This is a genomic window from Curtobacterium sp. S6, assembly GCF_000710345.2.
Taxonomy (GTDB): Bacteria; Actinomycetota; Actinomycetes; order Actinomycetales; family Micrococcaceae; genus Rothia.
The window spans coordinates 679,363-700,115 of record NZ_JHEL01000015.1; the positions used below are offsets into that span (position 1 = coordinate 679,363).

Sequence of the window (20,753 nt, forward strand, 5' to 3'; positions counted from 1 at the left end):
GTGAAAGGGAAGGACATCGAGGCGTGGTCGGGTGGACGGCCTCCATGGCGACGGCGTCCCCGACGCCTGTCAGGCCTCGGGGACGTCGGTTGCTACGGGCGGTGGAGCGCGATGGGGTTCGGAACCGTAAAGGTTACTGGTTTCCGTCCTGGTCGTCGTCTCCGCCCTTCATCGTCTCGTAGATTTCCTTGCATTCGGGGCAGACCGGGAAGCGTTCAGGGTCGCGCCCGGGTGTCCAGACCTTGCCGCAGAGGGCGATGACCGGTTCACCCGAGAGGGCGGACTCCATGATCTTTTCCTTGCGCACATAGTGTGCGAAGCGTTCGTGGTCGCCCGGTTCCGAGAGCTGGCGGGTCTCTTCGCGTTCGATGGTCGCGGCCCCGCCCGGGGTGGTGCCGTACCCGGTGTCGTCCAGCGGACCGGTGGAGTTGATTGCGTCAGCGGCTCGGTCAAACATCATGGGGCCATTCTACGCCCGAGCCTCGTCGCCCGAGAATCCTCCGGGAAGATTCTCGGGCGACGAGGCTCGGCGTTGCCCAGACCGTGGCTTTAGCGCATTCTCACCAGATCTTGGTAGAGCTCCGGAGCGCGGCGTTCGTACCACGAGCCGCCGATGCGCACCCCCAACCACAACATCACGACGCCGTAGACGGGCCCGGCTACCAAGATGATCCAATCAAAGATCGCCAGGTGGGTGATCATCGCGGCGACGAGCAGGACGAGGATCGGCAACACGATGCCCCACATCAGCAGGCTGCTGATGCCCTGGATGAACACGTTGGCGATGCCCGCGTTATTCTTGCGGGATTTCCAGGGGCTCTCCCCCGGTGCCGCCACGGGCAGCGCGTACCTGACCGACACGGCCGCGCCCACGCCGAGCCCACACAACAGAACGCTCAGCGAAAGGCCCAGGTTGGCGGGAATGCTCCCCGGATCTCCCTGAATCAGGAGGGCCACCACCGAGGTGACGACGACGATCGGAACGAAGATCACGGACATGCCCAGTGTGCGCCCCCACCGATCCGCGGCACCGCTGACCGGCGAGGTCAGGTGCAGTGAAAACGCGGTGTTGTCGTAGGAGACCACGTACGCGCTTTGCCAGGCGAGCATCCACGCGACCAGCGGTCCGACGAGGAATAATTGGATTCCACCGCCGTTGGTTTGGCTCATGAACCAGAACAGGATCAGGAATCCCGGGGCGACCAGCAGATTCAGGTTCATCCGCGGATCTTTCAGGTAATAGGTGGCCGTCCGCGCGGCGATCGCGCCGGACGGCGTGGCCGGGAAGCGCGAGAACAGGCCAATCCAGGCCCCGGTCCGCGTCGCCGCACCGCTCGACGCTCCCGAAGCTCCCACGTGACTCGTCTGATAGGCGATGACGCGACGCCACGCGATCAGGCCGACGGCGAGGTAGAGCAGCGTGAGCACCAGGCGGAGCCCCAATATCCCCCAGGCGCCAGCCGCGACGTCACCGGGAATCGCCCACGCGACGCCCAGCGGGGTCCACCCGGCGACCCTCGCGACGCCGATGACCCACTGCTCCGAGAGCAAGCTGGCGGTGAGGGTCGAAACCAGCGGGCCCGCCGACAGCAGCGCGAGGAAGAAGATCGCCCCGAGGATCTCGGCGAGAAAACGCCGATGGCGTATGGCCATCCCGAGGCTGCTCATGAGCCTCGAGCACACCATGAGTAGGACGAACCCCAGCAGGCCCGCGGGCACCGCGGCCACGGCGGGAGCGGGGGACGCCCAGGAGACCACGGGCAGGAACGCACCCACGACCGTGATCGCCCCAAAGATGCTGACCACCGATCCGACGAGTTGTCCGCCCAGGATCTGCTGCGGCTTCAGCGGGTACGGGGCCAAGAGATCGGGATCCAAGGTCGCGTCCTGGCCCGACAGGACGAGGGGCACCACGCACCACAGGGCCGCGGCCAAGGTGCCGACGACGATGGCCAGACCTTGCGCCAGGGCGGCGTCTCCGCCACGCACGGCCGTCATCCCGGCGAAGACGGCGACGAGTGCGCCGAGGCCGTACAACCCGCCGATGATGGTCCCGGCCACGGCCCAGCCGCTGCGTTTCAGGGAGGCCACGAAGTGGGCCCATTTGAGGCCTACGAGGTTCCCAACCATGAGATCCCTTCCGATTCGACCCGACCGCCGACGAGTTTCACGAACGTTTCCTCGAGGCTCGAGGAGCCTCGGACCTCGTCCACGGTTCCGGCGGACAGGATTTGGCCGTCGTTCATGATGGCGACGTGATCGCACATGCGCTGCACGAGGTCCATGACGTGGCTCGAGACCACAACCGTGCCGCCGTGCCGCACGAAACCGGCCAGAATATCTCGAATATTCGACGCGGAGACCGGATCCACCGATTCGAAGGGCTCGTCGAGGACCAGGACCTTGGGGGCGTGCACCATCGCGGCCGCGAGCGCCGTCTTCTTCTTCATGCCGGCCGAATAGTCCGTGACCGTGACGTTGGCCGATTCGGTGAGATCCATGGCGCCCAGGAGGTCCTCGGTGCGCTCGGCGACCGTGTCCTTATCCAGGCCGTGCAGGAGGCCGGCGTAGGTGATCAATTGGCGACCGGTGAGGCGGTCGAAGAGGTGCACCCCGTCCGGAAGGACGCCGACCAGGCTCTTCGCCTCACGCGACCTATCCCAGACGTCGATGCCGCGGATGAAGACCTGGCCCGCGGTGGGCCGCAACAGCCCGGTGGCCATGGAAAGGGTCGTGGTCTTGCCCGCTCCGTTGCGGCCGACCAGGCCATACATCGATCCCGAGGGGATGTCCAGGTTGATCCCGTGGACGACCTCGCGTTGACCGAAGACGCGCGTCAGGCCTCGACACGAGATCGCTTCCTGCCCGGTCGGCGGCGTGGGGCCGCCGAGGGGCGCGCTCGAAGTGGGCCGCTCGTCGGTGGGGCCTCCCTCGAAGGGAGCCGTCGAGTCCCGGGTCGGCGGCGCTTCCTGACCGAAGCGAGGGGGCTGATGGGACGGTCCCGAATCTGGGTCGGGCGGGGGCGTGTGATTCTCTGGTGTGTCCATATCAGGATCACATCACACTGCGGCCTCCGACACATCCACCCTGAGTCGGATTCTCGGTCCAGCGCCCAGAACGCGAGGCTCCTGACCGGGCGCATCGCGAGAGCGGGGTCCGGGCCGTGACGTCGAAGCGTCTCGACCCGGGCCGCCTCCGGGACTAGAACAAGGCACGCATGAGGGCCGCGCGCGCCGAGATCACTCGCGGGTCCTCGGCCCCGACGACGTCGAAGAGGTCAATCAACCGTTCGCGGACCGTGTTCTTGGTGTCCGGGTCGCCGCGCTGGACGAGACGGATCAGGCGTTGAAATGCGTCCTCGACGTGGCCGCCAGAAACATCCAGGTCGGCGACCGTCAGCTGGGCTGCCACGTCGTCGGGGTTTTGGGCCGCCGCTGCGCGTGCCGCCTCGAGGTTCTCGTCCTTGACACGAGTCAGCAGGCCGACGCGGGCCACGCCGATCTTGGCCTCCCGATCTGCCGGGTTCTCGTTCAATGCCTGTCGATAGGCCTCGGCGGCGGTGTCGTAATCCCCCTCGGCCAGGGCGTCCTGCGCCTTCTGGTGCAGGGGCGGCAGGGGCTGGGGCTCCGCGTCGCCGCTCCCCGCGACCGGGTCGAAGGTCGCGGTCAGCTGGGCCTGCTGCGCCAGTTGGAGCACCTGCCCCAACAGGGCCTGAACCTGATCGGCCGGCAGGGGCGAGTCGTACATGGGCGCCGGGCGACCGCCCAGCATGGCCACGACGGTCAACGATCCCTGGGCCTGGAAGGCCTGGGCGATCTCCGGGGAGCGTTCGATGTCCACCGCCGCCAGGAGCAAGCGCCCCGCGGCCTGGTCGATGAATCCTTCCAGCTCGCGGACGCCGTCCGAAGCCTGTTGATCGCTGCCACGGTACAGGGCGAAGATGACCGGGCCCTGTCCCGAGAGCTGTGCGACCTCTTGGAATTGCTGCGTGTCGGTGATGTCTCGCCGATAGCTCGCCCCGGTCTTCGTCTGGCTCGCCTGAGGCCCACCGGCGTTGCCGGTGTTCAGCTGCGACAGATCGGGCGCGGACCGCGCCGACTCCGGAATGTGCTCTTCCGCGGCCGGTTCCTGAGGTTCTGGTGCTCCGAAGGCTCCCGTGGTCATCTCGACCGTCCTTTCATCACGTGGTGTTCGGGGGTGGGCTCGTTGGGAATTATCTTCTCAAATTGCCCGGGACGGCCCCAAGCACGTCCGCCCTCCGGGTAATCTCGTGTGAGGCACACACTCGGATCGGCGAAAGGACCCTCATGAACGGAACCGACCGCCCCCCGCGGTTCGGGTTAGGTCGTCTCTCCGGCCTACTCCGTTCGTTGCGCTCCGCACGGCCCGATGCACCGTCCATCCCCTGGGCCAAGCCTCGCCCGCGATTCGAGTTGCCGGAGGTCGAGCCCGCCCCGGAGGAGGGCGCGGTCCCTTCGGCGGCGCGAGACCTCGACGGCGGGCGCCTCGGAGCCGCCCCCGTTCCGCCGGAAGCCGCCGATACCCCGCACGATGCGGATCCCGGGGCGCGACGCGTCGGCGAAGCCCAGCCTGTCACCCTGGTGCGCCATCCCGTGCAATTCGGGTTCCTGGTGACCGTGGGCGTCGGACTCGCCCTGATGTGCTACTACTTGGCGGTCAACGTCGGCGCGCTCGGCGGGTGGATCACCGGGGCCATGTTTATCGCCCTGGGTCTCGACCCGATCGTCCGATGGTTCGAACGCCGTGGTCTCCCCCGGCTCGCCGGCGTGATCGTGGTTCTCCTGGGCTTCGCCGGGCTCATCGTCTTGATGGCCACCGTGGTCATACCCACGATCGCGCGCCAGGCGTTGGGATTCATCAATGGTTTTCCCGACACCTTCGAGGACTTCCTCAACTCCGACTTCATGGTTGAGGTCAACGAACAATTCGGCATTCGGGACAAGATCGATTCGGGGGCGGGAAATTTCCTGAATCACGCGTTCAGCGATTCCGGTCTGGTGGGCAACTTCCTCAACAGCCTGATCAATGCGGGGTCAACGATCGCGCAGGTGGTCACCGGAATCCTCATCGTGATGTTCCTGGCCCTGTATTTCGTCACGTCCCTCCCGTCCATCAAGGCGTGGGGCGTCCGGCTCGCGCCGCGATCCAAGCGCCCTCGGGTGGCCGAACTGACCGAGAAGATCACGAGTTCGGTCGGCAACTACGTCATGGGTCAGGCACTCGTCGCCGTTCTCAATGCCATCTACGCCCTGATTCTCATGAGCATCGTCGGGGTCCCCTTCCCCCTGCTGTGTGCCTTTGTCGTGCTGCTCCTGGCGTTCATTCCCCTCGTGGGCGGCGTGGTCGCGGGCCTGTTGGTAACCTTCATCGCCCTCGTCCAGGGATGGCAACCGGCGGTCATTTACGCGATCTTCTACTTTGGCTATCTCCAGATCGAGGCGTATTTCATCTCACCGCGCATCATGAAGAAGGCCGTCGCGGTCCCGGGCGCCGTCGCGGTCATCGCCGTCGCCGGAGGCGGCGCCCTGTGGGGAGTGTTGGGCGCCATCATCGCGATTCCCGTGGCCGCCTCCGCGCTATTGCTCATTCGGGAAGTCTTCATCACCCGGCAGGACCGTCGCTGACCCCTCCGGGCCCTACCCGCGGGGCTCGGTCCCCACCGGGCCGTCCCAGCTGGTCTTGAGCCGCATGGGTCGGCCCGCGACGGTCGAGACGATTTCGTCGTGGACCCGCCGCACGTACTTTTCCCCGACCCACAGGTGCTTGGCGCCGTCGATGCCCAAGACCTTCGCTCGAGGGATCCGGGAAAATCTTTGGCGCGCCGCGGCTGGCTGGAGGTAGTCGTCCTTCTCCGGCACCAGAACGGTCAGGGGCAGGCCACAGTCGTCCCAGCGGGCCAGGTCCGCCTCATCGGCTCGATGCAGTGGCGGGGACAGCAGGATCGCGCCGCTGACGCCGTCGAGGACGGGCGTCCGTGATCCGTATTTCAGCGCGAGTTCCGTCCCGAAAGACCAGCCGACCAGCCAGATATTGGGCATCCCCCGGTCCTGGAGGAATCGCAGCGCGGCCTCGACGTCGTATCGCTCCCCGAGGCCTTCTTCGAATTCGCCCTCGCTCGTTCCTCTGGGCGAGGACGTGCCGCGCGTGTTAAAGCGGAAGACCGCCGCGTGCACCAGGGCGGGCAGGCGGTACGAGGCTTTCTTGAACACGTGAGAATCCATGAACCCGCCGTGGGTCGGCAAGGGATGCAGGCACAACAGCGTCGCCCCGGGGGTCATGCCCTCCGGGGTGGCAAGCTCACCGACGAGGCGTTTGCCGTCCTCGGTGGTGAATTCCACGTTCTCGCGGACGGCCGGCAAGACGGTGGTCGGCCCGATCTCTTCGGGGCCGTCGGTCACGCGATCGACCTGGGCGGGAGTTGAGATAGCCATGCACACCATTCTACCGGCGACGCCCCACCGTGGGCGGCCCTACCGGGTCCCCACAGGGCCGCGTCAGTGAATATCCCAACACTTCACGTGCCAGTGGCGGCGTTCGCCGATCGCCCGTTCCTGGCCGAAGAGGTGGTCGTGGCGCCAGACGACGTAATGGGCCACGCCGACGGCGACGGTGCGGCCGCACCCCGGGCAGACGTAGGTCTTCCGGGCCGACGGGGCCGCGATGTACTGGACATACCACTGACCGGAAACGTCGGAATCGATTCGCGGCGAGGGGTCAAGGATTCGGGAGATGTCCCCGCCACCGGCCCCCGCCAATTTCTGCCATTTGCTCGGTCCGGACTTCCCGTGACCCGTTTGGGCCCGGCGGGGCGGTTTCCGAGAGCGTGCCATGCCTCTTATTGTGGCACAGCCGCGTGCGCAGAGGATCGCCCGCCCTTGTAGAGTGATGCGAGTGCGACTAGTGATAGCAGACTGTTCCGTAGACTACGAGGGCCGCCTCAAGGCCCACCTTCCCCTGGCCACGCGCCTGCTGATGGTCAAGGCCGACGGCTCGGTGCTCGTGCATTCCGACGGCGGCTCGTACAAGCCGCTGAACTGGATGTCTCCCCCGGCGACGGTCCACGTGGAGACCTCCGAGGAGGCGGAATTCGACGACGAGGCCGTCGAGCGCTGGATCGTCCAGGCCGCAAAATCCGACGACCGCCTGGTGGTCCGGATCTACGCGAAGCACCACGAATCCGCTCACCAGCTCGGGGTGGATCCGGGTCTCATCAAAGACGGCGTCGAGGCCGACCTTCAACGGTTGCTCGCCGAGCAGATCGAGATCCTCGGACCCGGCTACCGGCTGGTCCGGCGGGAGTACCCGACCGCGATCGGTCCCGTGGACATCCTCGCCCGGGATGCCACGGGCCACACGGTCGCCGTGGAACTCAAGCGCCGCGGGGACATCGACGGCGTGGAACAGCTCACGAGGTATCTCGAGCAACTCAATCGCGATCCGCTCCTGGCGCCGGTGCGTGGTGTCCTGGCCGCGCAACTCATCAAGCCCCAGGCCAAGACCCTCGCCGAGGACCGCGGGATATCCTGCGTCAGCCTCGACTACGACGCGATGCGGGGAGTCGACGATTCGGAAGGACGACTCTTCTGAGGCATGCCGCGAGGGCACGTGGCAGGACAGCCTCGAGACGGTGAACGCCCTGGGAACGCACGAAGGCCCGGCACTGATGGTCAGTGCCGGGCCTTCGTCATCGGGCTAACGCCGACGGACGCAGGAGATTCTTAGAAGTCTGCGTGATGGGCGGCGATGACGACGCTGTTGTTGGAAACCGTCAGGAATCCTTCGTGCAGCCTCGCCGTCTTGCGCTCACCGTCGACGGGATCGATCACGAGTTCACCGTCCTCGGAGAGGAGGGCCAACGTGGGCTGGTGTCCGGCCATCACGCCGATATCACCGGCGGCGGTGCGGGCACGCACGTACTTGGCCTCGCCCTTCCAGACGACGGACTCGCGAGATACCACTTCTACGTTGAGGACGGAGGCCATGATCAGTTGCCGCCCTGTTCCTTGAGCTCGGCCCACTGGCGCTCGACGTCGTCCAGGCCGCCGACGTTGTAGAACGCCTGCTCCGGAACGTGGTCGAGGTCGCCGTCGCAAATCGCGGTGAAGCCCTCGATCGTGTCCTTGATGCTCACGGTCGAACCCTCGACACCGGTGAACTGCTTCGCGGTGTAGGTGTTCTGCGAGAGGAACTGTTCGATGCGGCGTGCGCGGGACACGACGACCTTCTGTTCCTCCGAGAGCTCATCCACACCGAGGATCGCGATGATGTCCTGAAGCTCCTTGTTTTCCTGGAGGATGGACTTGACGCGGATCGCGGTGTCGTAGTGCTGCTGCCCGATGTACTGCGGATCCAAGATGCGCGAGGTCGAGGACAGCGGATCCACGGCCGGGTACAGACCGCGCGAGGCGATGTCACGGGACAATTCCGTGGTCGCATCGAGGTGCGCGAAGGTCGTGGCCGGGGCCGGGTCGGTGTAGTCGTCGGCGGGCACGTAGATGGCCTGCATCGACGTAATCGAGTGACCGCGCGTCGAGGTGATGCGTTCCTGGAGAACACCCATCTCGTCCGCCAGGTTGGGCTGGTAGCCCACGGCCGAGGGCATGCGGCCCAGAAGGGTCGACACCTCGGAACCGGCCTGGGTGAACCGGAAGATGTTGTCGATGAACAACAGCACGTCCTGGTTCTGCACATCGCGGAAGTACTCCGCCATGGTCAGACCGGTCAGGGCCACGCGAAGACGGGTTCCCGGGGGCTCATCCATCTGGCCGAAGACAAGGGCGGTGTCCTTGAGAACCCCGGATTCCTCCATCTCGACCCACAGGTCGTTACCCTCACGGGTACGCTCGCCCACGCCCGCGAACACCGACGTACCGCCGAAGTTCCGCGCCACACGGGTGATCATTTCCTGAATCAGAACGGTCTTGCCGACGCCGGCGCCGCCGAACAGGCCGATCTTGCCGCCCGAGATGTAGGGGGTCAGCAAGTCGAGGACCTTGATGCCGGTTTCCAGCATCGCGGTCGAGCCCTCAAGCTGCGCGAAGTTCGGCGCCTTGCGGTGGATCGGCCAGAAGTCGCTGGCCTGGATCTGGTCGTCGTCGACGTCCAGGGCGTTGCCGAGCACGTTGAAGATGTGGCCCTTGACCCCGTCGCCGACCGGAACGGCGATCGCGTCGCCGGTGTCCTGCACCGGGGTTCCGCGAACCAGACCGTCGGTCTGCTGCAGGGAAATCGCGCGCACCAGGTTATCGCCGAGGTGCTGTGCGGTCTCGAAGGTGATCTTCTTGGTCTGTCCGCCGATCGTCAGTTCGGTCGTCAGCGCGTTGTAGATGTCGGGGATCTGGCCGGCGGGGAACTCGACGTCGACCACGGGGCCGATCACTCGAGACACACGACCGACGCCGCCCTGGACCGACGTAGACGTCGATTCGTTCATGGTGGCTGTCATATTTTTCACTTACCTCTTCGCAGAAAGTGTCCGTACGGGGGAATGGTTTTAGGAGGCGGCGAGGGAATCGGCGCCCGCGACAATTTCGCTGAGCTCCTGGGTAATCTCCGCCTGGCGCGCGTTGTTCATGAGTCGCGTGTACTTCTTGACGAGGTCGTCGGCGTTGTCGCCCGCGGACTTCATCGCCCGCTGACGCGATGCCAGCTCGCTCGCCGAAGCCTCGAGGAGGCAGGAGAAGATCCGTGTCGCCACGTAGCGCGGCAACAACTCGTCCAGGACCTCTTCGGCGCTCGGCTCGAAGTCGAAGGACGCTGAGGTGTCGAACTCGTCGTCGGACAGCTCCTCCCCCGGCAGGATGTCTTCGCCCAATTCCTTGGCGTCCACGATGGTCAGCGGCAACAAGCGGAGAATCCGCGGAGTCTGGCTGACCATGGACTCGAACTGGGTGTAGACGATGTGCAGGTCGTCGACGCCGCCCTGGTCGTAGGGAGTCGAGAAACGCTCGACGAGGACGTCACGAATATCCGCGGCGGTCTCCACGTCGGGGTTGTCCGTGTTCCCGGACCACACCTTCTCGTAGGGACGTTCGCGGAAGTCGAAGTACTGCTTCGCCTTGCGTCCGACCAGGTACAGCTGAACCTCACGTCCCTCGCGACGCAACTTCTCGATCAGGCCTTCGGCCTTTTTCAGCACGTTGGCCGAGTACGAGCCGGCGAGTCCGCGGTCACTCGTCATGACCAGCACGGCCGCGCGGCGAGAAGCCGAACCGTCGTGAATGAGCGGGTGCGAGACCGAGGTCTGCGTGGCCACCGCGCTCACCGCACGGGTCAGAGCGTTCGCGTACGGACCGGCCGCGTTCGAGCGATTGCGGGCTCGGTTGATGCGCGAGGTCGCGATCATCTCCATCGCCTTGAAGATCTTCTTCATCGACGACGTCGAAGCAATCTTTTGGCGGTAAACCCGAATTTGGGCTCCCATAGAGCTTCCTTTCAGCCCGGACGGTGTGCGGCCCTCGCGGACCGCACACCCTCAGGTCTTATCGCTTGACGATCTGTTCCTGATCAACGTCCGACTCCGCCGCGGGAGCGTGCTCCTCGTTGCCGGCCCGAACGGAACCTTCCGAGGAGCCGTGACCGGCCGAGTAATCGCGCTTGACGTTCTCGACGGCGGTCTTGAGCTCGGCGAGGGTGTCGTCCTCGAGCTTGCCGCTGTTGCGGATGGCCGCCAGAACGCCCGTGTTGCGACGCAGGTGATCGATGAACTGTTCCTCGAAGTCCAGAACCTGCGAGACCTCGAGGTCGTCCAGGTGGCCCTTCGTGCCGGCCCAAATCGACACGACCTGCTCCTCCACCGGGTACGGGGTGTACTGCGGCTGACGGAGCAACTCCATCAGGCGGGCACCGCGCACCAACTGGCGTCGCGAGGTCTCGTCCAGGTCGGAAGCGAACATCGCGAAGGCCTGCATCGACCGGTACTGGGCCAGATCGAGCTTGAGCGTACCGGAGACCTTCTTCATCGCCTTGATCTGAGCCGAGCCGCCCACGCGGGAGACCGAGACGCCGACGTCGACCGCCGGGCGCTGGTTCGCGTTGAACAGGTCCGACTGCAGGAAGATCTGTCCGTCGGTAATCGAGATGACGTTGGTCGGAATGAACGCCGAGACGTCGTTGGCCTTCGTCTCGATGATCGGCAGACCCGTCATCGATCCGGCGCCCAGCTCGTCCGACAGCTTGGCACAACGCTCGAGCAAGCGAGAGTGCAGGTAGAACACGTCACCCGGGTATGCCTCGCGTCCCGGCGGACGGCGCAGCAACAGGGAGACCGCACGGTAGGCCTCGGCCTGCTTCGAGAGATCGTCGAACACGATGAGGACGTGCTTGCCGCCGTACATCCAGTGCTGACCGATCGCCGAGCCGGCGTACGGTGCCAGGTACTTGAAGCCCGCCGCGTCCGAGGCCGGGGAGGCCACGATCGTGGTGTACTCCAGGGCGCCGTTCTCCTCGAGGGTCTGGCGCACCGAAGCGATGGTCGACGCCTTCTGCCCGACGGCGACGTAAATGCAGCGCACCTGCTTGTTGACGTCTCCCGACTCCCAGTTGTCCTTCTGGTTCAGGATGGCGTCGACGCCGATCGCGGTCTTACCGGTCTGACGGTCGCCGATGATCAGCTGACGCTGACCGCGGCCGATCGGGATCATCGCGTCGATGGCCTTGAGGCCCGTCTGGAGGGGCTCGCCCACCGACTGACGCTGCGTCACGCCGGGAGCCTGGAGCTCCAGCGCGCGACGGCCCTCGGATTCCACCGGACCGAGATCGTCGATCGGCTGACCCAGCGGGTCGACGACGCGGCCCAAGAAGGCGTCGCCCACCGGCACGGAGAGAACCTCTCCGGTGCGGTGAACTTCCTGGCCTTCTTCAATGCCGGCGAAGTCACCCAGGACGATCGCGCCGATGTCGCGGGTGTCCAGGCTCTGGGCGAGGCCGAGGGTCCCGTCCTCGAAGCGAAGAAGTTCGTTCGCCATGACCGAGGGAAGTCCCTCGATGCGAGCGATGCCGTCGGCGGCGCTGCTCACGCGGCCCACCTCTACGCGCTGCGCGTCACCGGGTTCGTACGATGCCGCAAAGTCATCCAGCGCGCTGCGGACATCATCGGCATTGATGGTCAAATCCGCCATCTTGTGTCCCTGCTCTCCTAAATTGGTGGTCCCGTTTGCTTCTGGGACCGAGTGTACGTGTATGGGTTGATCGCACCGTGAATTCTTTCGCTCCCACGGGCGATCCACCTGAGTATCAGGCTGAATCGCCGCGAGGAGCGATTAGGAAGAATGCACCGATCGATCGAGGTCTGCCACGCGGGAAGCGACGGTTCCGTCGATGACTTCGTCACCGACCTGCACCTTGATGCCGCCCAGGACCTCGGGGGCAACGGTGACGTCAAGGGTCATGTCGCGACCGTAGATACCGGAAACCGCGCGGAGAAGCCTTTGCCTGTGCTCGTCCGTCAGGGGTGCTCCGACCGTCACCTTGGCGATGAATCGCTGTGACATGCCCACCAGGACATTCGCGAATTTCTCCGCCAAGTCGGCCGGCAACATTCCGCGGGGGTGCTCGACGGCCTGGGCGATCAGCAGCCGGCCTTCGTCCGATGCCGCGGGGCTGACGCGAGAGGCAAGCGTCTTCTTGGCCTCAACGTCTGCCCGCTGATCGGTCAGCGCGGTCTGCAACTGCGGGTCGGACTGCACCGTCTTGGAGAACCGCAGCAGATCGTCGACCACGGTCGACAGCGCATCCTCGCCCGCGGAATTCTCTGCGGAGAATGCCGCCGCAAGAACACCGAGGTGCTCGACGGCGTCGGCCAGGTCGCGTTCGGCCGACCACCGGGATTCCGCGGCGCGCGCCACGATTTCCCGAACCGCGGGGTAGACCTTGCCTTCCAGAACGGACGACGCCACCTTGCCGCGCTGTTCCGCCTCCCGGGAGGGATCGGTCAGACCGCGACGCAGGGCGCCGTTGTGATCGAGCACGTCAGCGACGGCGAACAGCTCATCACTCATCGAGGAGTTGGCCTCGGTGGAGAAGCGCTGTTCGAACAGCTGGCTCAGCTTCCTGAGGGATTCAGTCGATACTCCTGCCATTACTTGGTCGCACCTGCATTTCGCTGCTGGTCCGCCTCAAGGTCAGCCAGGAAGCGGTCCACCACGCGGTGAGAGCGCTCGTCGTCGTTCAGGGACTCGCCAACGATCTTGCTGGCGAGCTGGGTAGCCAGGGTGCCCACCTCGGTGCGCAGGGAGACCAAGGCAGCAGACCGCTCGGCCTGGATGGTCTTCTGTGCGTTCTCGGTGACCCGGGCAGCCTCGGCTGCGGCACGCTCTTTGTGCTCGGCGACAATCTGCTCGCCTTCCGCACGGGCGTCCTCACGGATCTTCTGCGCTTCGAGTCGCGCCGACTCGAGCTGCTGGTTGTACTCCTCACGAGCTGCAGCAGCCTCGGCCTGGGCCTTTTCGGCCTTGGCCAAACCACCCTCGATGGCCTCCTTGCGATCCTGGTAGATCTTTTCGAAGGTCGGGGCGATGAACTTGACGACGAGGTACAGAAGGATCAGGAACCCGAGGCCGGTGATGAGGATTTCCCACCAGTCAGGGGCCAGAGGGCTTGCACCCTCTTCCGCTGCCATCATGAGTGACATAAAGGAGATTCCTGTTCTCTAGTTCTGTGTAGGGATGGAGTAGCCGGTGGCTACTTGATGAACGCCAGAACCAGACCCAGAATCGCGAGAGCCTCAACCACAGCGAAGCCCAGGAACAGCATGGGCTGCAGGACACGCTGGGATTCGGGCTGGCGAGCAACCGAGGTCATGTAGGCAGCGAAGATGAGGCCGACGCCGATGCCGCCGCCGATAGCTGCGAGACCGTAACCGATGGCGCTGAGCGAACCTGAAATATCCATTTGGCTATTTTCCTTTCGTGATGCCCGAGGTGGGCTGTATCTGCCGCGAGGGCATGTCTATTGCGGTGGATTCAACCGGATGGTCACCGGCCGAACCCCGATCCAGGTGTCCCCGGAATTCTAGTGGGCCTCCGCGACGGCACCCTGCAGGTACACCGCGAAGAGAAGCGTGAAAACGTATGCCTGAATGGCCTGGATCAGAAGTTCCAGGAAGAACAGGAAGATTCCGAAGACGCCCGAGAAGAGCGAGGCCACGATGCCGATCCCGCCGACCTGCGTCACGAGGAACGCGGTCAGGCTGGCGGCCACCATGATGGCCATGTGTCCGGCAAACATCGTGGCGAAGAGACGCAACGAGTGGGTGATGGGCCGGATGATGAGGTTCGAGAGGAACTCAATCGGAATCAGGATGATGTAGAAGGGCCAGGGCACGCCGGAGGGCATGGTCATGGCCTTGAAGAAGCCACCCAAGCCCTTGCTCTTGATCCCGACGATGACCCAGCAGAGGTATGCGAAGGCCGCCATGAAGTAGGCGCTGCCCGCGTGGGAGAAGGTCGGCAACTGGAGGAACGGGATCGAACCCCAGAGGTTGTTGACCAGGACGAAGAAGAAGGATGCGAAAAGGATCGGCACGAAAGGCTTGAAGTGATGGACACCGATGATGTCTTTGCCGATCGAGTCACGGACGAAGCCGTAACCCATTTCGCCCACGAACTGCAGCTTCCCCGGGACCATCGCGCGGCGGCGGCCGGCAATCATGAAAAATGCCGCGACGACCACGACGGCCAAAAGCATCAGGAGCATCTGCTTGCCGAAGCCGAAGCTGCCGACGTTGAACAGATCAGGCAGATGCATGTCCTCAATCGTGGGGGCCTGATATGCCGCGACGACGTGCCCGGTTTCTCGCAAGGCGTGTCCTTTCCTCAGGAAGGTTGCGTCCTCGAAGCCAGAAGAGAGTTCACGGCCTCGATCAAGTAATGGTCAGTGTGCTTGAGGGAGGTCTAATCGGTCTTTGTGCCGTTATCCCGCGGCCGCATGTGGAGATACACCAAGTAAAACCCGGCGAAGGCCCCTATGCCAGCGCCGAGCCACACAATCCACTGTGTCCCCAGCAAGCGATCCAGCCCATAGCCTACCAAACTCCAGAACACGATTCCGATCACGACGTACAGCAGGACCATGATCGAGCCTGACAGCCCACCCTGGTTGACTAGGTCGCCCGCGCTGCGCAGGTCTCCCCGATCGGGTTGCTCCCCGGAACGGGGCCGGCCGGATCCTCCGGTCTTGCGGCCCGATCTCATATTCTTTTCCCTTTCGCACGAGGCGCGTCTTCCGATATTGCGGAAGATTTCGTGAAATACGGTATCCGGAGCCGATGAATCACCCATAGCTGCGTGCCGAGGGCCACGACGACGCAGACCACCGCCCCGCCCAAAGCCCAGCCGCCGCTCCAGCCGCGGGGAAACGGAACCACGAACACGGCGACAACCCCGATCAGTGCCTTCATGACGTAGGCCACCAGGAGGTAGAACGCGGGATCGGAGCCCCGGCGATGCACCCCTCGCGTCACGCACCAGGTCACCAGGGCCGAGACCGTCAGGAGGCCCGCTCCGAACGCCGCGCCCGGCGCGGCGGAGGACGGCCCCCACGGCAGGGCAATTATGACAATAATCACCGTGCTCACGACGAGGTTTCCCAGCGTCGCGTCGCTCAGGGCCAGGACGGGCTTGGACGTTTGTCGCGGGTGCCGGAGCCACCACGGGGCTCTCATGCGGTGCGTCCCTTAACCTTGGCCAGGATCGTGGGCAGGGCGAGGTAGAGCGCCACGATGCACACGACGAGCAGCCCCATCCATAGCGTGCCGTCGACCTCGAACGGTAGCGCCGTGACCGTGACCACCGTGACTGCCAGGGTCGCGGCCGTGACGGTCAGGGCCGATCCGAGGTGACTAAAGCCGAGATCCGTCAGCCGCTGGTACACGTGCTGTCGGTGGGGCTGATACCAGGCCTCGCCCTGATAGATCCGCTTCAACAGGGTGAACCCCGAGTCGGCCAGATAGATGATCACCGGCGAGAGAATGTATTCGACGTAAATGTTGGACAAAAAGGCCCCCACCGCACAGCACGCTATCGCGCCGCCCAGAAAGTACGAGCCCGTGTCGCCCAGGAATACCCGCTTCCCGGCAAGGTTCCAGGGCAGAAACGCCAGGAAGGCCCCCGCCAGCGCGGCACCGCACACCGTGAGCCACGAAATATTGGTGGCCCACCCCGCGTAGGAATACGCCACGCCGACGACGAAGCCATGAAGCCCCGAGATCCCGTTGAGGCCGTCCATGAAATTGGCGACGTTGATGTAGCCGGCGATCGCGAGGGTCCCGACGGGGATCCACCACGCCGGGGTCGCCAGCACCACCGTCAGGCTCACGGAAATGGATAGGCCGATGAGCAGCTGATATCCGGCGCGCCAACGCACCGGCAATCCTCGGTAGTCCTCACCCCACCCGAGAGCGGCACAGAACACCATGCCGATGGTCACCACCAGCAGGACGGAACGGTCGACCTCGACCAGACCCGAGAGGCTACACAGGGCGATGGCGACGAGCGCAGCTATCGCGGTGGCCAGACCCATGCCACGAATCGTCGGAGTGGTATGGGAGGAGCGGTGTCCCGGGACATCGACGATCCCCCAGCGCCGCAACAGCGGCCTCACGACCAGCGGAAGCAAGAGGCCGAGGACCAAGGCGATGGCGGCCGGGACGAGAAATTGGGGCCACCCGGGGCCCGAGGATTCGATCATGCCGATTCGTCCCGACGCGGCTCAGTGCCCGTGATGCTCGTCGAACCGGCCGAGGAACGATCACCCTCGGGGTCGGCGTCGAGCGACGAAATGACCGGGATCTCTTGGGTGGTCGGCATGTTGCCCCGAACCTTCCACTCGTGACGATCCAGGTGGTCAGGGTCCAGCATGGTCGACTCCGTGTGGGAGATCTGCGGGTGCCCCTTGTGCACTCCGAGCTCATCCTCGCCGACGAGGTCCTCGTGCAGTTTTTCACCGTGGCGCAGGCCGGTGATCACGATGTCGATATCCTCGCGGCCGCTCATCTGGATTAGGTGCCGGGCGATGTCATAGATGCGCACGGGCTGGCCCATGTCCAAGATGAGCACCTCCCCCGGCGCGCCGATAGCGCCCGCCTGAATCACGAGCTGACAGGCCTCGGGGATGGTCATGAAGTAGCGGGTGGCTTCCTTATCCGTCACGGTGATCGGTCCGCCGCGGCGAATTTGCTCCGTGAACAGCGGCAGCATCGACCCGCGGGAACCGAAGACATTGCCGAAACGCACCGAGGCGTAGCGGCCGTCGGTGTGATGCCCCATCCACGCCGTCATCTTCTCGGCCATGCGCTTGGAATGCCCCAGCACGGTCGTGGGGTTGGCGGCCTTATCGGTCGACACGTTGACGAAGACCTCGACGCCGACCGAAGCGGCCGCGCGGAGGACGTTCCGCGATCCCAGGACGTTGGTCTGCCACGCCTCGTTGGGATATTGCTCCAACAGCGAGACGTGTTTGAGGGCGGCGGCGTGGAAGACCACCTGCGGACGTCGCGTCGCGAAGATGCTGTTCAGGGCCTCTGGGTCCCGGATGTCGGCGAGCACGGTGTCCTGCCCGTCCAGTAGCCCCCGGCCGGTGATCGAAATCTGCGTTGCCTGGAGGGCAGATTCGTCACGATCGACCATGATCAGCTCGCTGGGAGCGAAGTGTTGGATTTGGCGGCACAGTTCCGAACCGATCGAACCGCCCGCGCCCGTGACGAGGACCCGCTTGTCGGTCAGGTACTTGGCGATGCCCTCGACGTTGATGTCCACCGCCCGCTGCCCGATGATGTCCTCGAGCCGGATGTCGCGCAGATCGAGGCTATTTCCGGCGACGTTGCCGAAGACGTCTTTGAGGGGCGGAGCCGTCAGGATCCGGACGTCCATGCCGTCCAATTCCTCATGAATCTGGTTCATGAGCGACGACTTGACGTTGGCCATCGCGATGATCAGAACCCTCGCGTTGGCGCGGCGCATGACCTGTCGAAGTTGCGTGACGTTGCCCGCAACAGGCACCGAGTTGATGCGCAGATGTTTCTTGGCCGGGTCGTCATCGATGAGAGCGATCGGCAAATAGGGCGAATCCTTGTCCTGGACCATCTGCGTAATGAGCGTGTTGGCGAGGAAGCCCGCCCCGTAGACGACCGCGTGCGGGGCGTGCGCGCTCGGCTTGGATTTGGACTCGACGTACATGCGCTTGAGGTATCGGACCGCGGCCATGAACAGAAGGGCGAAGGGGAAGGCGATCATCGGAATCGATCGCGGCATGTGCAGGGCAACCCCCAGGAACAGAAGCATGATCTGAACGATCGCGGCGACCAACACGGTGACCAGCATCAGGGCCTTGGCCTCGTCGAAGCTGCCGAAGCTGTATCTGCCGCGATACAGCGCAAAAACGCTACCGACCAGCAATTGGGCCACCACGGCGACGACGCAGACGATGAGCAGTCCCGGCACATGGACCAGCTTGTAGTCCATTTCGTAGCGGAGGAACAGGCTCAAGAGCACCGCGACGATCCACGAGACGGAATCGAGAAGAATTTGAGTCCAGATCCACGTGCGAGGTCGGTCGTACCCCGCGTTCGGCCTGGAGACCGACGTTGCCGCACCGCTCATGCCTGGTGGAGTCCTTCCTCTGACCCTGCGCTGTGTTCCTGACGTTGTGTGTTCCCCGTCGTCGCGGGAGACTCCCCGGCGGATTTCCCCGAGCCTCCTCGAGAGATCAGAGCCCTGTAGGCACCGATCCGCCAGCTCCGCGGAACGAGCCGATATCCGCCGCGTACCACCACATTACGCGCCCACTGACCGGTTCCGATGAACCCGGATGCCCGGAGATGGCGTTGCAGTTGCATTTCCCGCTGCGCGGCACCGAGCCCGCCGCGACGGTCCCACGACGCGTCGCCGGCCCGATACTGGACAAGAGCCTCCCCCACGTTTCCCACGGCAAGGCCCTCGCGCATCATCCGCGCCCACAGCCCGTAGTCTTCGGCACCGGGGATGGTTTCGTAGCCGCCCACCGCGCGGACCTGGGCGGCGTCGAAGACCACGGTCGGGTGGCAGATCGGGTTGCGGATGGCCGCGACCCGCCTGATCGCGGCCGGATCAACCTCAACCTGGCGTAGAGATTGAACATCTCGCAGATCCCCGCTCATTTCCAGCATCGCGGACCCCACGACGTCGTAGGCGCCCGAGGCGACCAAAGGCACCTGGCGGGCAAAGCGGTGAGGCAGGGACACGTCGTCGGCATCCGCCCGGGCGACGACGCGGTACGAGCAGGCCTGTAGGCCAACGTTCAGGGCATTCGCCAAGCCGGAGTTCTCCCGGAGCCGACGGATGGTCACGGAGATACCCTCGGCCTCCGCCCTCTCGGCAAGGGCCCGAATCTGGGCGTCCATGTCGGCCGACACGGGGCCGTCGACCACGAGGACGATTTCCCGGGGACGGAGCGTCTGTTGCCAGGTGCCCGAGGCAAAGGCCTCCCCGAGCCCCTCGGGGGTATCCCCCGCGTACACCGGCATCAGCACGGAAAAACTATCCTCATCTTTTACTTGAGGTTGAACCCCAGCGGGCTCCCCCGGGACCGCGTGGGTCTCAAGGTCGTAGATGCCGCGCAGGGACTCGGCATTCGGCCGCGGCGGTGTGACGGCGTCTCGGACGCCGCGGGCCAGGAGCGAGAGGATCTCCGCGCGGTTTGTGGCCCGCTGAAAGGTCCGAAGCCACAGCCGGCCGGTAGCCCCGGCGTAGAGCAGCTTCTCCCACGGGGCCAGCGACTGGCTGCGCGTAAAGACCCAGAGCTTATTCCGCACGTCGTTGTAGAAGCGAGGACCGGGGTTCGCGTCCGTCGTCCCGAAGGTCTTGGTGTGGTGGGCCACCACGGATCGCGGCACGGAAATGGCGTCCCGGAAACGCGCCAGGCGCGTCGAGTACTCGAAGTCGTCGTTCCAAATGAAATAGTCGACGATCGGCAGTCCGACGCGACGCATGGCCGCCCCGTCCATGAGCAGAGACACGAAGGAACCGGACCGAATGGTCTTGGCGCCCACGGCCGCGGCCCGGGCGCGTCGCGCCGGCGAAGCGCCGATGCGCTGAATCATCGAGTTCATGGGATGTTCGCGGCCATCGGTCCACACGACGTTGCTCGCCACGAAGGCCGGGCGATCCTCCGGCGCCTCCGCGTAGCGCGTCCACGCGTCGAGGGCCTCTTCCAGGGTTTGCTCGAGGGGTTCGGTGTCGTCGTCCATGACCCAGACCAGGTCGGCGTCGTGGACCGCCAGGGCTCGGTCGATCCCCACGGTGAATCCGCCGGCGCCTCCGGTATTCCGGGGAAGACGCACCACGTCTAACGGCAACGGATACTCGAGATCGTCCAGGTACGTCAGCGTCTGGTCGGTTGACGCGTTATCCACGACAACGACGCGGTCCGGGACCCGCCGACCGCCGGCGATGCCGGCCAGCGTCTTGGGCAAGAGATGCAGCCGATTGAACGTGACGACGACGGCCACCACCGACGGGGTTGCCCCGGTATCCTGCTCGCGTGTGAGGTTCTGGTGCACTGATTCCTTTCCCTCGCGCACGGTGCGCGGTGGTGCTGATGAGCCGTAACCTGCCGGCTCCGCGAATCGGCAATGATCCGGTTCGTGAGTTTTGGTCGGTAAAGTGGACCGGAAGAGACACGATCTCCGTGACTCAGGAACGGCACGTGACAGTTTACCGGTCCGGATGCCTCATCAGCGGGTCATCCGACGCGGACCT

Annotated in this window: 21 protein-coding genes; 2 read left to right on the forward strand and 19 right to left on the reverse strand. The window is 64.9% G+C overall.

Annotation, left to right across the window (positions count from 1 at the left end; genetic code table 11):
* Window positions 1-133 precede the first annotated feature (133 nt).
* From CURSPS6_RS05330 to CURSPS6_RS05345, 4 genes are all read right to left on the reverse strand, one after another.
* Entirely contained in the window at window positions 134-460 is a 327-nt protein-coding gene (locus CURSPS6_RS05330; protein WP_235503675.1) for a DUF3039 domain-containing protein, read from the reverse strand.
* An 89-nt stretch (window positions 461-549) separates the two neighbouring features.
* Entirely contained in the window at window positions 550-2,130 is a 1,581-nt protein-coding gene (locus CURSPS6_RS05335; RefSeq protein ID WP_030014662.1) for a hypothetical protein, read from the reverse strand.
* Window positions 2,112-3,047: an ABC transporter ATP-binding protein gene (locus CURSPS6_RS05340; RefSeq protein ID WP_082470103.1), complete on the reverse strand. Its 936-nt coding sequence runs from the start codon at window positions 3,045-3,047 to the stop codon at window positions 2,112-2,114. The genes CURSPS6_RS05335 and CURSPS6_RS05340 overlap by 19 nt, the downstream gene beginning before the upstream one ends.
* 154 nt (window positions 3,048-3,201) lie before the next feature.
* Window positions 3,202-4,164, reverse strand: a complete 963-nt coding sequence (locus CURSPS6_RS05345; protein ID WP_030014664.1) for a tetratricopeptide repeat protein — start codon at window positions 4,162-4,164, stop codon at window positions 3,202-3,204.
* 143 nt (window positions 4,165-4,307) lie between these two features.
* On the opposite strand from CURSPS6_RS05345, the gene CURSPS6_RS05350 reads away from it, so the two are divergent.
* Complete coding sequence (locus tag CURSPS6_RS05350) at window positions 4,308-5,645, forward strand: AI-2E family transporter (RefSeq protein WP_235503676.1); 1,338 nt, start codon at window positions 4,308-4,310, stop codon at window positions 5,643-5,645.
* A 12-nt stretch (window positions 5,646-5,657) separates the two neighbouring features.
* Here the strand turns inward: CURSPS6_RS05350 and CURSPS6_RS05355 are convergent, their stop codons facing one another.
* Window positions 5,658-6,452, reverse strand: a complete 795-nt coding sequence (locus tag CURSPS6_RS05355; protein ID WP_051687652.1) for an alpha/beta hydrolase — start codon at window positions 6,450-6,452, stop codon at window positions 5,658-5,660.
* A gap of 63 nt (window positions 6,453-6,515) precedes the next feature.
* Window positions 6,516-6,851 carry a hypothetical protein gene (locus CURSPS6_RS05360; RefSeq protein ID WP_030014667.1) on the reverse strand — a complete coding sequence of 112 codons (336 nt, stop codon included), beginning with the start codon at window positions 6,849-6,851 and terminating at the stop codon, window positions 6,516-6,518.
* 61 nt (window positions 6,852-6,912) lie between these two features.
* Here CURSPS6_RS05360 and nucS point away from each other — a divergent pair, with 61 nt between their 5' ends.
* Entirely contained in the window at window positions 6,913-7,608 is a 696-nt protein-coding gene (gene nucS / locus CURSPS6_RS05365; RefSeq protein WP_030014668.1) for an endonuclease NucS, read from the forward strand.
* A gap of 131 nt (window positions 7,609-7,739) precedes the next feature.
* Here the strand turns inward: nucS and CURSPS6_RS05370 are convergent, their stop codons facing one another.
* The 13 genes from CURSPS6_RS05370 to CURSPS6_RS05430 form a co-directional block, all read right to left on the reverse strand.
* The gene (locus tag CURSPS6_RS05370; protein WP_030014669.1) at window positions 7,740-8,003 is read right to left on the reverse strand and encodes a F0F1 ATP synthase subunit epsilon; all 264 of its coding nucleotides are present in this window, start codon (window positions 8,001-8,003) and stop codon (window positions 7,740-7,742) included.
* 2 nt (window positions 8,004-8,005) lie between these two features.
* Window positions 8,006-9,466 (reverse strand): F0F1 ATP synthase subunit beta, encoded by a 1,461-nt coding sequence (gene atpD / locus CURSPS6_RS05375; RefSeq protein ID WP_030014670.1) that lies wholly within the window; start codon window positions 9,464-9,466, stop codon window positions 8,006-8,008.
* Between the two features lie 48 nt (window positions 9,467-9,514).
* Complete coding sequence (locus tag CURSPS6_RS05380) at window positions 9,515-10,444, reverse strand: F0F1 ATP synthase subunit gamma (RefSeq protein WP_030014672.1); 930 nt, start codon at window positions 10,442-10,444, stop codon at window positions 9,515-9,517.
* 58 nt (window positions 10,445-10,502) lie between these two features.
* Entirely contained in the window at window positions 10,503-12,140 is a 1,638-nt protein-coding gene (gene atpA, locus CURSPS6_RS05385) for a F0F1 ATP synthase subunit alpha (protein ID WP_030014675.1), read from the reverse strand.
* Window positions 12,141-12,281: 141 nt separating this feature from the next.
* The gene (locus CURSPS6_RS05390; protein ID WP_030014677.1) at window positions 12,282-13,100 is read right to left on the reverse strand and encodes a F0F1 ATP synthase subunit delta; all 819 of its coding nucleotides are present in this window, start codon (window positions 13,098-13,100) and stop codon (window positions 12,282-12,284) included.
* Window positions 13,100-13,642 carry a F0F1 ATP synthase subunit B gene (locus CURSPS6_RS05395; RefSeq protein WP_030014678.1) on the reverse strand — a complete coding sequence of 181 codons (543 nt, stop codon included), beginning with the start codon at window positions 13,640-13,642 and terminating at the stop codon, window positions 13,100-13,102. The genes CURSPS6_RS05390 and CURSPS6_RS05395 overlap by 1 nt, the downstream gene beginning before the upstream one ends.
* 59 nt (window positions 13,643-13,701) lie before the next feature.
* Complete coding sequence (gene atpE, locus CURSPS6_RS05400) at window positions 13,702-13,911, reverse strand: ATP synthase F0 subunit C (protein ID WP_030014680.1); 210 nt, start codon at window positions 13,909-13,911, stop codon at window positions 13,702-13,704.
* Window positions 13,912-14,031: 120 nt separating this feature from the next.
* A complete protein-coding gene (atpB, locus tag CURSPS6_RS05405; RefSeq protein WP_051687833.1) occupies window positions 14,032-14,766 on the reverse strand; it encodes a F0F1 ATP synthase subunit A in 735 nt (244 codons plus the stop codon).
* 146 nt (window positions 14,767-14,912) lie between these two features.
* Window positions 14,913-15,212, reverse strand: coding sequence for an AtpZ/AtpI family protein (locus tag CURSPS6_RS05410; protein ID WP_235503677.1), 300 nt, complete (start codon window positions 15,210-15,212; stop codon window positions 14,913-14,915).
* Complete coding sequence (locus CURSPS6_RS05415) at window positions 15,209-15,682, reverse strand: hypothetical protein (protein ID WP_030014683.1); 474 nt, start codon at window positions 15,680-15,682, stop codon at window positions 15,209-15,211. Before CURSPS6_RS05415 ends, CURSPS6_RS05410 begins: the two co-directional genes overlap by 4 nt.
* Window positions 15,679-16,707, reverse strand: a complete 1,029-nt coding sequence (locus CURSPS6_RS05420) for an MraY family glycosyltransferase (protein WP_051687653.1) — start codon at window positions 16,705-16,707, stop codon at window positions 15,679-15,681. The genes CURSPS6_RS05415 and CURSPS6_RS05420 overlap by 4 nt, the downstream gene beginning before the upstream one ends.
* The gene (locus CURSPS6_RS05425; protein ID WP_082470105.1) at window positions 16,704-18,617 is read right to left on the reverse strand and encodes a nucleoside-diphosphate sugar epimerase/dehydratase; all 1,914 of its coding nucleotides are present in this window, start codon (window positions 18,615-18,617) and stop codon (window positions 16,704-16,706) included. Before CURSPS6_RS05425 ends, CURSPS6_RS05420 begins: the two co-directional genes overlap by 4 nt.
* On the reverse strand, window positions 18,614-20,554 hold the full coding sequence (locus tag CURSPS6_RS05430; RefSeq protein ID WP_082470107.1) for a glycosyltransferase: 1,941 nt from the start codon (window positions 20,552-20,554) through the stop codon (window positions 18,614-18,616). Before CURSPS6_RS05430 ends, CURSPS6_RS05425 begins: the two co-directional genes overlap by 4 nt.
* Between the last annotated feature and the right edge of the window lie 199 nt (window positions 20,555-20,753).

What these genes read in the sequence shown, in the direction of transcription:
- CURSPS6_RS05390 (WP_030014677.1), bottom strand. Translation starts at nt 13,100, where the DNA reads ATGGCAGGAGTATCGACTGAATCCCTCAGGAAGCTGAGCCAGCTGTTC.
- CURSPS6_RS05410 (WP_235503677.1), bottom strand. Translation starts at nt 15,212, where the DNA reads ATGAGATCGGGCCGCAAGACCGGAGGATCCGGCCGGCCCCGTTCCGGG.
- CURSPS6_RS05340 (WP_082470103.1), bottom strand. Translation starts at nt 3,047, where the DNA reads ATGGACACACCAGAGAATCACACGCCCCCGCCCGACCCAGATTCGGGA.
- atpB (WP_051687833.1), bottom strand. Translation starts at nt 14,766, where the DNA reads ATGCATCTGCCTGATCTGTTCAACGTCGGCAGCTTCGGCTTCGGCAAG.
- CURSPS6_RS05420 (WP_051687653.1), bottom strand. Translation starts at nt 16,707, where the DNA reads ATGATCGAATCCTCGGGCCCCGGGTGGCCCCAATTTCTCGTCCCGGCC.
- CURSPS6_RS05335 (WP_030014662.1), bottom strand. Translation starts at nt 2,130, where the DNA reads ATGGTTGGGAACCTCGTAGGCCTCAAATGGGCCCACTTCGTGGCCTCC.
- CURSPS6_RS05330 (WP_235503675.1), bottom strand. Translation starts at nt 460, where the DNA reads ATGATGTTTGACCGAGCCGCTGACGCAATCAACTCCACCGGTCCGCTG.
- CURSPS6_RS05425 (WP_082470105.1), bottom strand. Translation starts at nt 18,617, where the DNA reads ATGAGCGGTGCGGCAACGTCGGTCTCCAGGCCGAACGCGGGGTACGAC.
- CURSPS6_RS05360 (WP_030014667.1), bottom strand. Translation starts at nt 6,851, where the DNA reads ATGGCACGCTCTCGGAAACCGCCCCGCCGGGCCCAAACGGGTCACGGG.
- atpA (WP_030014675.1), bottom strand. Translation starts at nt 12,140, where the DNA reads ATGGCGGATTTGACCATCAATGCCGATGATGTCCGCAGCGCGCTGGAT.
- CURSPS6_RS05415 (WP_030014683.1), bottom strand. Translation starts at nt 15,682, where the DNA reads ATGAGAGCCCCGTGGTGGCTCCGGCACCCGCGACAAACGTCCAAGCCC.
- atpD (WP_030014670.1), bottom strand. Translation starts at nt 9,466, where the DNA reads ATGACAGCCACCATGAACGAATCGACGTCTACGTCGGTCCAGGGCGGC.
- CURSPS6_RS05395 (WP_030014678.1), bottom strand. Translation starts at nt 13,642, where the DNA reads ATGATGGCAGCGGAAGAGGGTGCAAGCCCTCTGGCCCCTGACTGGTGG.
- CURSPS6_RS05345 (WP_030014664.1), bottom strand. Translation starts at nt 4,164, where the DNA reads ATGACCACGGGAGCCTTCGGAGCACCAGAACCTCAGGAACCGGCCGCG.
- CURSPS6_RS05355 (WP_051687652.1), bottom strand. Translation starts at nt 6,452, where the DNA reads ATGGCTATCTCAACTCCCGCCCAGGTCGATCGCGTGACCGACGGCCCC.
- CURSPS6_RS05380 (WP_030014672.1), bottom strand. Translation starts at nt 10,444, where the DNA reads ATGGGAGCCCAAATTCGGGTTTACCGCCAAAAGATTGCTTCGACGTCG.
- CURSPS6_RS05350 (WP_235503676.1), top strand. Translation starts at nt 4,308, where the DNA reads ATGAACGGAACCGACCGCCCCCCGCGGTTCGGGTTAGGTCGTCTCTCC.
- CURSPS6_RS05370 (WP_030014669.1), bottom strand. Translation starts at nt 8,003, where the DNA reads ATGGCCTCCGTCCTCAACGTAGAAGTGGTATCTCGCGAGTCCGTCGTC.
- atpE (WP_030014680.1), bottom strand. Translation starts at nt 13,911, where the DNA reads ATGGATATTTCAGGTTCGCTCAGCGCCATCGGTTACGGTCTCGCAGCT.